Annotated in this window: 10 protein-coding genes; 1 reads left to right on the top strand and 9 read right to left on the bottom strand. The window is 63.7% G+C overall.

The genetic code is table 11. The features are described 5' to 3' along the window. Positions 1-175: 175 nt before the first annotated feature. Positions 176-862: an aquaporin Z gene (gene aqpZ, locus ASD63_RS00910; protein ID WP_034792491.1), complete on the bottom strand. Its 687-nt coding sequence runs from the start codon at positions 860-862 to the stop codon at positions 176-178. A gap of 320 nt (positions 863-1,182) precedes the next feature. On the opposite strand from aqpZ, the gene ASD63_RS00905 reads away from it, so the two are divergent. Then, positions 1,183-2,493: an MFS transporter gene (locus tag ASD63_RS00905; protein ID WP_034792460.1), complete on the top strand. Its 1,311-nt coding sequence runs from the start codon at positions 1,183-1,185 to the stop codon at positions 2,491-2,493. A 167-nt stretch (positions 2,494-2,660) separates the two neighbouring features. Here the strand turns inward: ASD63_RS00905 and ASD63_RS00900 are convergent, their stop codons facing one another. The 8 genes from ASD63_RS00900 to ASD63_RS00865 all read right to left on the bottom strand — a co-directional run bounded on the left by ASD63_RS00900 (position 2,661) and on the right by ASD63_RS00865 (position 12,322). Beyond that, entirely contained in the window at positions 2,661-3,134 is a 474-nt protein-coding gene (locus ASD63_RS00900; RefSeq protein ID WP_156623604.1) for a hypothetical protein, read from the bottom strand. 240 nt (positions 3,135-3,374) lie between these two features. After that, positions 3,375-4,349 carry a UDP-N-acetylmuramate dehydrogenase gene (gene murB, locus ASD63_RS00895; RefSeq protein ID WP_034792458.1) on the bottom strand — a complete coding sequence of 325 codons (975 nt, stop codon included), beginning with the start codon at positions 4,347-4,349 and terminating at the stop codon, positions 3,375-3,377. Between the two features lie 2 nt (positions 4,350-4,351). Beyond that, complete coding sequence (gene murC / locus ASD63_RS00890) at positions 4,352-5,761, bottom strand: UDP-N-acetylmuramate--L-alanine ligase (protein ID WP_060528754.1); 1,410 nt, start codon at positions 5,759-5,761, stop codon at positions 4,352-4,354. Next, entirely contained in the window at positions 5,758-6,882 is a 1,125-nt protein-coding gene (murG, locus tag ASD63_RS00885; protein WP_034792449.1) for an undecaprenyldiphospho-muramoylpentapeptide beta-N-acetylglucosaminyltransferase, read from the bottom strand. The genes murC and murG overlap by 4 nt, the downstream gene beginning before the upstream one ends. Before the next feature lie 3 nt (positions 6,883-6,885). Further along, the gene (gene ftsW / locus ASD63_RS00880) at positions 6,886-8,040 is read right to left on the bottom strand and encodes a putative lipid II flippase FtsW (RefSeq protein WP_034792447.1); all 1,155 of its coding nucleotides are present in this window, start codon (positions 8,038-8,040) and stop codon (positions 6,886-6,888) included. A 96-nt stretch (positions 8,041-8,136) separates the two neighbouring features. Next, the gene (murD, locus tag ASD63_RS00875) at positions 8,137-9,528 is read right to left on the bottom strand and encodes a UDP-N-acetylmuramoyl-L-alanine--D-glutamate ligase (RefSeq protein ID WP_034792444.1); all 1,392 of its coding nucleotides are present in this window, start codon (positions 9,526-9,528) and stop codon (positions 8,137-8,139) included. A gap of 7 nt (positions 9,529-9,535) precedes the next feature. After that, positions 9,536-10,636: a phospho-N-acetylmuramoyl-pentapeptide-transferase gene (gene mraY / locus ASD63_RS00870; protein WP_034792441.1), complete on the bottom strand. Its 1,101-nt coding sequence runs from the start codon at positions 10,634-10,636 to the stop codon at positions 9,536-9,538. Positions 10,637-10,867: 231 nt separating this feature from the next. Next, positions 10,868-12,322, bottom strand: a complete 1,455-nt coding sequence (locus ASD63_RS00865; protein ID WP_034792439.1) for a UDP-N-acetylmuramoylalanyl-D-glutamyl-2,6-diaminopimelate--D-alanyl-D-alanine ligase — start codon at positions 12,320-12,322, stop codon at positions 10,868-10,870.

Below are 12,322 nucleotides of genomic sequence, written 5' to 3'. Positions count from 1 at the left end.
CGGTCAGGAAATGAAACGCCGCCTGCAGGCGCAAGCGCATGTGGAACAAGGCATTTTAGCGAGAGATCAAAGGGTTGCGGAGTAATCTTGAATCTAATGCATAAACAGAAGAAAAAATGAAAAAACCCGCCGCAGCCAGGGCGGCGGGTCTATGCCTGACGGCATCCGAATTGGATCAGTCGTCATCACCGACAATCTTCCAGACGATGCCGGCGATCGCCGCGCCGACGATCGGCGCCACCCAGAACAGCCACAATTGCGCGACCGCCCAATCGCCGACGAAGAGCGCCTGCCCCGTCGAGCGGGCCGGATTGACCGACGTGTTCGTCACCGGGATCGAGACCAGATGGATCAGTGTCAGCGCCAGGCCGATGGCGATCGGCGCAAAGCCCGCGGGCACTCGGCCATGGGTGGAGCCGAGAATGATGAACAGGAAGAAGGCGGTTAGCACCACCTCGGCAACCAGCGCCGCCGTCAGCGAGTAGCCGCCCGGCGAATGCGCGCCGTAACCGTTGGCAGCGAAGCCACCGAGCTGGAAATCCCCCTTGCCGCTGGCGATCAGATAGATAACCGCCGCCGCGGCGATGGCACCCAGCACCTGGGCGATGACATAGCCGACAAGTTTGTGCGCCGGGAACTTGCCGGCAACCAGCAACCCCACCGAGACGGCCGGATTGAAATGCCCGCCGGAAATGCCGCCGACCGCATAGGCCATGGTCAGCACCGTCAGGCCAAAAGCAAAGGAGACGCCGAGATAACCAATACCGACCTCAGGAAGGGCAGCCGCCAGCACGGCGCTGCCGCAACCGCCGAAAACGAGCCAGAATGTACCGAGAAATTCCGCAGAAAGCCTTTTGAACATGCATTCGCTCCTGAAAAACGAAGCCGATCGCTTCGCCGTCGAGAGTTTGCCACAATTTGATTCTCGTCAATCCGGGTTGTCCCGCCAAACAAAGCTCCCGCAAAACGTGAAAATCTGCCTACGGCAAAGCAGTTGAGGCGCAAGCGAAAAGGCCGTCCCGCGCCGCGGCCCCAGGGCGGAGCGCCGACAGAATAATGATGCGCATGACGCCGATATCGTTCGCACTTCTTACGATATCAGGGTTTCGTCATGTCGAAACTTGCGTTAAGACGCCCGCACCCGCCTCCCAAGACGGTCTTACATCCATAGGAACAATGATAATGACAGACGCGACAACCTCCCTGTCGCCGAAGGACAATGCGTCAAAGCACGCGGCAGTGAACTCCCCTGCCCGGGTGCTGTTCGCAAGCCTCGTCGGCACGACCATCGAATTCTTCGACTTCTACGTTTACGCCACCGCCGCCGTTTTGGTGTTCCCGCACCTGTTCTTCCCGGGCTCGGACCCGACCTCGGCAATGCTGCAATCCTTCGCGACCTTCTCGATCGCTTTTTTCGCCCGCCCCTTCGGCGCCGTGATCTTCGGCCACTTCGGCGACAAGGTCGGCCGCAAGGCGACGCTGGTGGCGGCGCTGATGACCATGGGCATCTCCACGGTCGTCATCGGCCTTCTGCCGACCTATGCCACGATCGGCGTCGCAGCTCCGCTGCTGCTCGCGCTTTGCCGTTTCGGCCAGGGTCTCGGCCTTGGCGGCGAATGGGGCGGCGCAGTGCTGCTTGCCACCGAGAATGCGCCTGAGGGCAAGCGCAGCTGGTACGCCATGTTCCCGCAGCTCGGCGCGCCGATCGGCTTCATCCTGTCGGCCGGCACCTTCCTGATCCTCGGCGAAGTGATGAGCAACGAAGCCTTCCTCGCCTGGGGCTGGCGCGTGCCGTTCATCGCCAGCATCCTGCTCGTCGCCGTCGGCCTTTATGTCCGCCTGAAGATCACCGAAACGCCAGAGTTCCAGAAGGCCGTCGACAAGCACGAGCGCGTGCAGGTGCCGATCGCCGAGATCTTCCGTTTCCACAAGCGCAGCCTGGTGCTCGGCACTTTCGTGGCGCTTGCGACCTTCGTGCTGTTCTACCTGATGACCGTCTTCTCGCTCTCCTGGGGCACGGCGAAGCTCGGCTATTCGCGTGAGCAGTTCCTGGTCGTGCAGATGACCGGCGTCGTCTTCTTCGGCCTGATGATCCCGGTTGCCGGTATCCTCTCGGACCGCTACGGCCGTCGCATGATCTTGATCATCACCACCATCGGCATCGGCGTCTTCGGCCTGTTCATGGCCCCGCTTCTTGCCGGCGGCCTTGGCGGCGCCTTCCTGTTCTCGATCATCGGCCTCGGCCTCATGGGCCTCACCTACGGCCCGATCGGCGCAGCGCTGGCAGCCCCCTTCCCGACCTCGGTGCGCTACACCGGCGCGTCCATGACCTTCAACCTCGCCGGCATCTTCGGCGCGTCGCTGGCGCCGTACATCGCCACCTGGCTCGCCACCAACTACAGCCTCGATTACGTCGGCTACTACCTGCTGGCCGCCGCCGCCATCACGCTTCTGTGCCTGGTGCTGTCGACGGAAGACGAGGTTTCGGCCTGATCACGACTGGCCCCGCCTAGCGCGGCCGATCACAACCAAGAAGGGCCGCAGCGGCAACGCTGCGGCCCTTTCGTTTGGCGCCCTCTGTTCGCGAAGCCTCCGAAGCCAATCCGATGACGATCGCAGCACGCGGCGGGCCAGCGCCAGCAAAGCGCTGGCTGCTCGACTCACTGCTGCTCCATGAGGTCCGGATCGTCGGCGCAGTCGCCGGTCATGGCGCAGCTAGAGCCGACCTGCCGCGTGGACTTGGGAAGACGCGCAATCAACTCGCAGCGATGCATCGATTCCGCGAAAATATTGTCGACCTCCGTGCCGTCGATCATGACAACGCCGTTTCGGATGGCTGGGTGAGTGCCGTTCGCGATCTTCATCGCGACGATGCGGATGGCAGCGTTGGCGTAGTGGCATGGCCCCATTGAGAGTGCGATCTGCTGCCAACCGGGCGTCGCGTTCGCTTGCTCCGGCTGCTCATAGAACTTTGCCAGCATGTCGAGGAAATCGCCGTCTTTCATCCGGATCTGTTCGGCCAGCTTTGCAAGCTCGATCTGGTCGCCTGATTTTACGAGATCGGCAACCCTGGCTTCGAGACGCTGGGCGTCAGCACCGTCACCGAGCGAGGCGACGGCAGCTTGCAGACGCACCTCATCCATAGCTTTGACGGGCGCAAAGAACGCAAGATTGGCCAATAGGGATGAAACGGCGAGCAACCTCGCATACGACAGTCTTTGCAAGCAACGCACTCGAGCTTTCTCCTCGACCGTGATTGAGTAGGGACCCCGGCATTCTGCAAAGGCGCTGGCAGCCGCTTGCCGCCCGCCGGAAAAACAAGAGGCCGCAGCGCTTCCGCCACGGCCTTTCAGATTACGTCTCGCAACCGAGCCTTACGCGATGCCGCGGCCGAGGAACTCCTTGATCTCGTAGCCCGGCATGAAGTTGCCGATGCGCTTGATCTCCCATTCGAGCCGGACGCCGGAATGTTCGAGCACGCGCTGGCGCACGGTTTCGCCGAGATATTCGAGCTCGTAGCCGGTCGCCTGGCCGGTGTTGATCATGAAGTTGCAGTGCAGCGGCGACATCTGCGCGCTACCGATCATCATGCCGCGGCAGCCGGCCTCGTCGATCAGCTTCCAGGCCGAGTGGCCCTCCGGGTTCTTGAAGGTCGAGCCACCGGTCTTTTCGCGGATCGGCTGCACCGTTTCGCGATGCTGGCGCACGGCATCCATGTCGGTGCGGATCTTGTTCTTGTCCTCGGCGTAGCCTTCGAACACCGCGTGGGTGAAGATGAGGTCCTTCGCCGCCGCCGAATGGCGGTAGGCATAGCCCATGTCGGCATTCGACAGCACATGCTGGTTGCCCTGACGGTCGACCGCGTGCACCTCGACGACCCGCTCGCGGGTCTCGGCACCATTGGCGCCGGCGTTCATGCGCAGCGCGCCGCCGAGCGAGCCGGGAATGCCGTAGTAGAAGTAGAAGCCGCCAATGCCGTGATCGAGCGCCATGGCCGCGATGTTCTTGTCCGGGCAGATCGCGCCGGCCTTGATGCGGTTTTCGCCGACCAGTTCCAGATCGCCAAAACCCTTGGCCGACAGCCGGATGACGACGCCGGGAATGCCGCCGTCGCGCACCAGCAGGTTCGAGCCGACGCCGACAACCATGACCGGCACTTCAGCCGGGACCAGCTTCAGGAAGGTGATGAGATCGTCGGTGTCGTGCGGCTGGAACATCAGCTCGGCAAGACCGCCGGCGCGGAACCAGGTGACACGATCCATCGGCGCATCCGGCGTGATACGGCCGCGCACAGCGCTGACGCCACTTCCGAGCGATTCCAGTAGTTTCTGACCGTTGACCTGTTTCATGCTCAATTTCCTGAAATATCCGCGAGTTCCTTAGGCAGGGCAGCCGCCCAGTAGGTGATGCTGCCAGCCCCCAAGAGAACCACAAAATCGCCGGGCTGTGCAATCTTGCTGACAACCGGCGCGATTGCCTCCGGACCGGAGACGTAACGGGCGTCGCGATGGCCACCCGCCTTGATGCGATCGACCAGTTCCTCGGCCGTTGCGCCCGGAATGAGGTCTTCGCCGGCCGCATAGACAGGCGCGATCAGGATCGTGTCGGCATCGTTGAAGCAGGCCGAAAAATCTTCAAACAGGCTCGAAAGGCGCGAGTAGCGGTGCGGCTGGTGCACGGCGATGATTCGGCCCCGGCAGGCCTCGCGCGCGGCGCGCAGCACCGCCTTGATCTCGACCGGATGGTGGCCGTAGTCGTCATAGACGCGCACGCCGTTCGTCTCGCCGGTCAGCGTGAAGCGGCGCTTGACGCCGCTGAAGGAGGCAAGCCCCTTGGCGATCGCTTCCGGGCTGACGCCGAGGCGCTGCGCAACGGCGATCGCCGCGGTCGCATTGGACACGTTGTGGCGGCCGGGCATCGGCAGGCGAAGGTCCTTCATCGGGATCACCTGGCCGGTGCGCCGGCGGCGGATCTCGATGTCGAAGACGGAGGTGGCGCCGTCCATGCGGATGTTGTGGAAGCGCACGTCGGCCTGCGGGTTCTCGCCGTAGGTCACGACCTTGCGGTCCTCGATCTTGCCGACCATGGTCTGCACTTCCGGATGGTCGAGGCAGAGCACGCCGAAACCGTAGAAGGGCACGTTCTCGACGAACTGGCGGAACGCGGCGCGCACGGCATCGAAATTGCCGTAGTGGTCGAGATGTTCCGGGTCTATATTGGTGACGATTGCAACGTCAGCCGGCAGCTTCAGGAAGGTGCCGTCGGATTCGTCGGCCTCAACCACCATCCACTCGCCCTCGCCCATTCGGGCGTTGGTGCCATAGGCATTGATGATGCCGCCGTTGATGACGGTCGGGTCGAGCCCGCCGACCTCGAGCAGCGCTGCGACCATCGAGGTCGTGGTCGTCTTGCCATGCGTGCCGCCGATCGCGATCGCATTGCGGAAGCGCATGAGCTCGGCCAGCATCTCGGCGCGGCGCACGACGGGAAGGAACTTCTCGCGCGCGGCGATCAGTTCCGGATTGTCCTTCTTGATCGCGGTCGAAACGACGATCACCTCTGCTTCGCCGAGGTTTTCCGCCTTGTGGCCGACGAAGACCTCGATGCCCTTGGCGCGCAGGCGCTGCACATTGGCACTGTCGGACTGGTCGGAACCCTGGACCTTGTGTCCGAGATTGTGCAGCACCTCGGCGATGCCGCTCATGCCGATGCCGCCGATACCGATGAAATGGACCAGCCCGATGGTTTTCGGCATTTTCATGAGCGTGTTTCCCTGAATTTCTCGACTGTCAAACCGCTGGCAATAGCCTCTACGAGGGATGCAAGCAAGCTTGCTGCGTCCGGCTTGCCGGTTTCCCGGGCATTTGCCGCCATCTCCGCGAGCGATTGCGGCTTGGCGATCGCATCATTGAGGATGCCGGCGAGACGGTCGGCGGTGAGTTCGGCCTGCGCGATCACGCGTGCGCCACCCTTGGCGGCAAGGGCGGCTGCATTGGCCGCCTGGTCGTGATCGAGCGCATAGGGATAGGGCACGAGGATCGCCGGCCGGCCGATGACCGCAAGCTCCGATACCGTCGAGGCGCCGGAGCGGCAAATGACGAGCTGAGCGCCGGCGATGCGCTCGGCCATATCGGTGAAGAACGGCGAGACCTCGGCGGGCACACCGAGCTTCTCATAGGTGGCGATCACGCCGTCCCTGTCTTCCGGCCGGGCCTGCTGCGTGACCTTGAATCGCTGGCGAACCTCGTCGTCCAGACGGCAGATCGCCTGCGGTACTGCCTTGGAAAAATACTGTGCGCCCTGGCTGCCGCCGAAGACGACGAGATGGAATGGCGCGTCGCCGACAGCCGACACATAGGGCGTGTTGGCGGCGGCTAGCACCGCCGGGCGAACGGGGTTGCCCGTCGTCACGGTTTTCGCGGCAAAGGCGCCCGTGCCCTCCGGAAGAAAGCCACCGGCGATCGCCTTGACGCGCGAGGCCAGCGCCTTGTTGGCGCGGCCCATGACGGCGTTCTGCTCGTGGATGATCGACGGCACACCCATGCCGGTTGCCGCCAAGAGCGGCGGCACGGTCGGGTAGCCACCGAAGCCGACGACGGCCTTGGGCTTCAGCCGGGCAATCAGCTTTCTCGCCGCGCGCATGCCGCTCCACAGCGTCCAGAGCGATTTGACGACGCTGACCGGGTTCTTCGAGCCGATTGTCGCCGAAGGCACGACATGAACCTCGTCGGCCGGGAACTTGCCGGCATAACGTTCGGCGCGGCTATCGGTGACCAGATGCACCGAATAGCCCATGGCCTTCAGCTCGTGGGCCAGCGCTTCTGCCGGAAAGAGATGGCCGCCGGTACCGCCGGCGGCAAGCAGGATGATGCCTTTAGTCATATTTTACTCCGCCGGCACGCCAATGCCGGACCGAAACAGGCTGCGCTCCACGGCGCGCTTCTCCGGGCGGTGACGGGTCAAGGCCAGGATGAAGCCGGCAGTGACGCAGATCGCCACCATGGACGAGCCACCATAGGAGATCAGCGGCAGGGTCATGCCCTTGGCCGGAAGCAGTTCGAGGTTCACGCCGATGTTGATCATCGACTGGATGCCGATCTGAAGCACCAGGCCGGCAACGGCGAACCGGTTGAAGTCGTTGCGTTCGCGGAAGGCATGGTTGAGGCCGCGCATCACCAGGAAGGCGAAGATCAGCACGATGACCATGCAGAAGACGATGCCGAATTCCTCGGCGGCAACGGAAAAGACGAAGTCGGTATGGCTGTCCGGGATGATGCGCTTGACGATGCCTTCGCCCGGGCCCCGGCCGAACCAGTCGCCGCGGATGATCGCCTCGCGGGCGGTATCCATCTGGAAGGTGTCGCCTTCGCCCGTCAGGAACTTGTCGATACGCGCGGCCACGTGCGGCAGCAACGTATAGGCGACGAAGAAGCCGCCGAGGGCCGCACCGCCAAGCAGGATGATCCAGAGCCAGGGCATGCCGGCCATGAAGAACATGCCGCCCCAGACGGCGGTGGTCAGGATCGTCTGGCCGAGGTCGGGCTGGGCGACAAGCAGGGCCGCGACGATGCCGAAGAGCAGGATGGCAAAGAGATTACCGGGGATTTCCGGCTGGCGCGCATGTTCGGAAAACAGCCAGGCACAGACGACGACGAAGGCCGGTTTCATGAACTCCGACGGCTGGATCGAAATCCCACCGAGCGAAATCCAGCGCATCGAGCCCTTCACCTCTTCGCCGATGAAGAGCACCAGCACCATCATGCCGAGCGAACCGGCAAGAAGCAGAATCGCCGCGCGCCGGACCTGGCGCGGCGAGAGGAAGGAAATCCCCACCATCACCACCAGCGACGGCAGAAGGAAGAGTGCGTGACGCCGGACGAAGTGGAAGCTGTCGAGGCCGATGCGCTCGGCAACCGCGGGGCTCGCCGCAAAGGACAGCATGAAGCCGACGCCCATCAACAGGATGAAGGTCGCCAGAAAGAACCTGTCGATCGTCCAGAACCAGTCGGCCACGGGGCCACGTTCGGCTCGGCTTACCATCTTGTCAGTCCCCTTCTCCGGCGCCCATCGCGCCCACGTCCGAAATCCCGCACCACCTTCCGCATCGACCGGCACGCATGCGCGCCGGCCGAGGGATCAAATCAGCATCGTCACGCCTTCGATCGCGCGCACATGGCCGACGAAGGCATCACCGCGTACCTCGAAGTTCTTATACTGGTCGAAGCTTGCGCAAGCCGGTGAGAGCATCACCGCCGAGCCGCCCGTCTCGTCCCTGCCGGCATCGGCCGCGGCATGCGCTACCGCCTGCTCCAGCGTGCCCGAGATCTCATAGGGAACCGCTTCGCCAAGCGTCGCGGCGAAAGCCGGTGCGGCCTCGCCGATCAGATAGGCCTTGGCGATCTTCGGGAAGAAGGGTGCAAGCGTCGTGATGCCCCCTTCCTTCGGCAGACCGCCGGCGATCCAGTAGATGCGGTCATAGCTCGAAAGCGCCGGCGCCGCCGCATCCGCATTGGTCGCCTTGCTGTCGTTGACGAAGACCACCGTACCCTTGCGGCCGACCGGCTGCATGCGGTGCTTGAGACCGGGGAAGCTCTTCAGGCCGGCGTGGATTTCCGCCGCGCTGACGCCGACCGCAAGGCAGGCCGCGATGGCCGCGGCTGCGTTCTGGGCGTTGTGACCGCCGCGCAGCGTCTGGATGCCGTCGAGATCGACGAACAGGCCGGAAGTGCCACCTTCAGCCTTCAGGATGCGCGAGCCCTCGGCATAGAGGCCGCTTGCCAGCACATGGCGACGGGAGATCCGCACGGTCCTGGTGCCGGCGCGCTCGACCCGATCGGCGATCAGCGCCGAGAAACTGTCGTCGACACCGACGATTGCCGTGCCGCTACCGGCGACCAGCCGTTCCTTGATGTCGGCGTAATGCTGCATCGTGCCGTGGCGATCGAGATGATCGGGTGTCAGGTTGAGCAGAATGCCTGCCGTCGGGTTCAGCGTCGGCGCCAGATCGATCTGGTAGGACGAGCACTCGACCACGTAGAAGCGCCCGGCCTTCGGAGGATCAAGCGTCAGCACCGCGGTGCCGATATTGCCACCGAGCTGCGTGTCTCGGCCGCTTTCCTTGAGGATATGTGCGATCAGCGCCGTCGTCGTCGATTTGCCGTTGGTGCCGGTTATCGCGATGAAGGGGCAATCGGGCGCATGCGCCCGGCGTTCGCGCACGAAAAGTTCGACGTCGCCGATGATCTCGACACCAGCCGCATGGGCAAGATCCACAGTCCAGTGCGGCTTGGGATGCGTAAGCGGCACGCCGGGCGAAAGCACGAAGGCGGCAAAGGCCGCCCAGTCGACGGTGCGCAGGTCCGCCGTCGGCACGCCTGCGGCCGAAGCCTTGGCGACGCTATCCGGGTTGTCGTCCCATGCGGTAACCTGGGCACCACCGGCGACGAGCGCCTGCGCGGTCGCAAGGCCCGAACCGCCGAGACCGCAGAGAGCGACTTTCCTGCCCTTGAAGGAAGTGACCGGGATCATCGTCCGCTCACCGCAGCTTGAGGGTGGAGAGGCCAACCATCGCCAGGATGACGGCGATGATCCAGAACCGGATCACGACCTGGCTCTCGGTCCAGCCCTTCTTTTCGAAGTGGTGGTGGATCGGCGCCATCAGGAAGACGCGGCGGCCGGTGCGCTTGAACCAGAAGACCTGGATGATGACCGACAGCGTCTCCATGACGAAGAGGCCGCCGATGATGATCATGACGATCTCGTGCTTGACGGCGACGGCAACGGTGCCAATCAGGCCGCCAAGCGCCAGCGACCCGGTGTCGCCCATGAAGATGGCGGCCGGCGGCGCATTGAACCAGAGGAAGCCGAGGCCGGCGCCGATGACAGCGCCGAGGATGACGGCAAGCTCGCCCGTGCCGGGCACGAAATGGATCTGCAGATAGTTGGCGAAGACGGCGTTACCAGCGAGATACGCGATCAGGCCGAAGGCGGCAGCGGCGATCATCACAGGCACGATCGCAAGACCGTCGAGACCGTCGGTCAGGTTCACGGCATTGCCGGCGCCGACGATGACGAAGCCACCGAACAGCACGAAGAAATAGCCGAGATTGACGATCAGGTCCTTGAAGAAGGGGAAAGTGACGGAGGAGCCGAAAGTGGAGCCGGACGGACCGCCCGAAAGCGAGGCCTGCATCATGAAGAACACGGCGATCGCCGCGATCACGAATTCGATGCCGAGGCGTGCCTTTCCGGAAAAACCCTTGTCCGACTGCTTCGTAACCTTGAGGTAATCATCATAGAAGCCAATGGCGCCGAAGCCGAGCGTGACGAGCAGCGTCGAGACCACGTAGACGCTCGACAGATCGGCCCACAGCAGCGACGAGACGACGATGCCGGCCAGGATCATCAGGCCGCCCATGGTCGGCGTGCCGGCCTTCTTGAAATGCGTCTGCGGCCCGTCGGCGCGGATCGGCTGGCCCTTGCCCTGGCGGATGCGCAGCGAGGCGATCATCGCGGGCCCGAAGAGGAAGACGATCATGGCCGACGTGAAGAGCGCCGCGCCGGTGCGGAACGTGATGTAGCGAAAAAGATTGAAAAACTGAAAGTGGTCCGCCAGTTCCACAAGCCAAATGAGCATAAGGGACCTTTCCCCAAAGGTTTCCTGCACAATGATGCAGCAGTTTAAAGTGTTACAGCGAAGCTTTCCCGCCCCGGGAGACGCGGCGCCGTAGTATTTCGAAACACGTCCAACAGAATCATCTGAAAAACGATACGCGCTTGCATGCGAAAGTGTTAGGGCGCGCCGCCTAACCTCAAACTGTATCCACCGCGCCATCATGGGCGGTTCCGCCGGCTTTTATTACGCCGGCTACCCCTCGGCTTCGGTTCCCTCGGCCCCGTATTCCTCGGCTTGCGTCTCCGGATAGCTCTCGATCAGCGCCTGCACGATCTTGGCGCAGCCGGTTCCCTTGGACGACTTGACCATGACAACGTCGCCCGGCGCGACAGCGGCCAGCGCATAGGCTTTGAGGTCCTCAACGCTCTCGCGATAGATCACCGAAACTTCGGGCGGAAGCGCGTCGCGCAGGTGCGCCATCAGCGGTCCGGCGAGCCAGACATCGGTAATACCGGCTTCGATGAGCGGACGGGCAAGGGCCGCATGCACCTCGGCCGCGTGTTCGCCCATTTCGAGCATGTCGCCGAGCACGGCGACACGACGGCCGCCGACCGGCGGCTCGCTGTCGCGCAGCAGCGAAATTGCCGCCCGCATCGAGCTCGGATTGGCGTTGTAACTCTCGTCGATCAGCTTCAGCGTACCGCCGCCGATCGAAAGCGTGTGGCGCCGGCCCCTGCCCGTTTCGGCCTGCATGGTTGCGAGCGCCGAAGCCGCATAGTCGAGATCGCCGCCAGCAAGCTTCACCGCTGCGAGAACCGCAACGGCATTCTCGGCGATGTGACGCCCGGGGGCACCGATCGCGACTTCCAACGTGCGACCGCCGATGCCGGCCCAGAGAATGGAACCCTCCGCACCGCCGCTGAATTCAACCAGCCGGAATTCGGCCTTCGGGTTGGCGCCGAAGGAATGGATGTGGCTGACGCCGGCCGCTGCCGCGGCGTCTTCGAGCAGCTTGTACTGCGGGCTGTCGTGAATGATCAGCGCGTGGCCGCCATTGACGACGCCTTCGAAGATCTCGGCCTTGGCTTCGGCGATCTGGTCGAGGCTCTCGAAATTGCCAAGATGGGCGGCAGCGATGCTGGTGACGATGGCCACATGCGGGCGCACCATGGCGGTCAGCGGCCGGATCTCGCCCGGATGGTTCATGCCGATTTCGAAGACGCCGAAATCGGTTGCCTCGGGCATGCGCGCAAGCGTCAGCGGCACACCCCAGTGATTGTTGAAGGAGGCGACCGACGCATGTACGCGGCCCTGCGGCTGAAGCACGTGGCGCAACATCTCCTTGGTGGTCGTCTTGCCGACCGAACCGGTGACGGCGATGATCTTGGCGGCACTGCGGTCGCGCGCCGCACAGCCGAGCCGGATCATCGCTTCGAGCACGTCGTCGACGACGATCATCGGCGCATTCAGCCGTCCGAGCGCCGGCAGCTTGCCTTCGCTGACGACCAGCACCGCGGCGCCATTGGCGAGCGCGATACCCGCATAGTCGTGGCCATCCACGCGATCACCCTTGATCGCGAAGAAGGCTTCGCCCTTGCCGATCGAGCGGCTGTCGATGGAGATCCCCGAGATGCCTTCAGGCAGATTGCCGACCGGCCGGCCATTCATGGCGGCCAGGAGATCGCTGCTTGTCCAGAGCCAGTTCAA

The sequence above is a fragment of the Ensifer sp. Root558 genome, assembly GCF_001427045.1.
GTDB lineage: Bacteria > Pseudomonadota > Alphaproteobacteria > Rhizobiales > Rhizobiaceae > Ensifer > Ensifer adhaerens.
This window is presented reverse-complemented; position numbering and strand designations above follow the sequence as displayed.

Excerpts from the sequence above, each read along its gene's own strand:
- aqpZ (WP_034792491.1), bottom strand. The coding sequence starts at position 862 with ATGTTCAAAAGGCTTTCTGCGGAATTTCTCGGTACATTCTGGCTCGTT.
- ASD63_RS00905 (WP_034792460.1), top strand. The coding sequence starts at position 1,183 with ATGACAGACGCGACAACCTCCCTGTCGCCGAAGGACAATGCGTCAAAG.
- ftsW (WP_034792447.1), bottom strand. The coding sequence starts at position 8,040 with ATGGTAAGCCGAGCCGAACGTGGCCCCGTGGCCGACTGGTTCTGGACG.
- mraY (WP_034792441.1), bottom strand. The coding sequence starts at position 10,636 with ATGCTCATTTGGCTTGTGGAACTGGCGGACCACTTTCAGTTTTTCAAT.
- murC (WP_060528754.1), bottom strand. The coding sequence starts at position 5,761 with ATGAAAATGCCGAAAACCATCGGGCTGGTCCATTTCATCGGTATCGGC.
- murD (WP_034792444.1), bottom strand. The coding sequence starts at position 9,528 with ATGATCCCGGTCACTTCCTTCAAGGGCAGGAAAGTCGCTCTCTGCGGT.
- murG (WP_034792449.1), bottom strand. The coding sequence starts at position 6,882 with ATGACTAAAGGCATCATCCTGCTTGCCGCCGGCGGTACCGGCGGCCAT.
- murB (WP_034792458.1), bottom strand. The coding sequence starts at position 4,349 with ATGAAACAGGTCAACGGTCAGAAACTACTGGAATCGCTCGGAAGTGGC.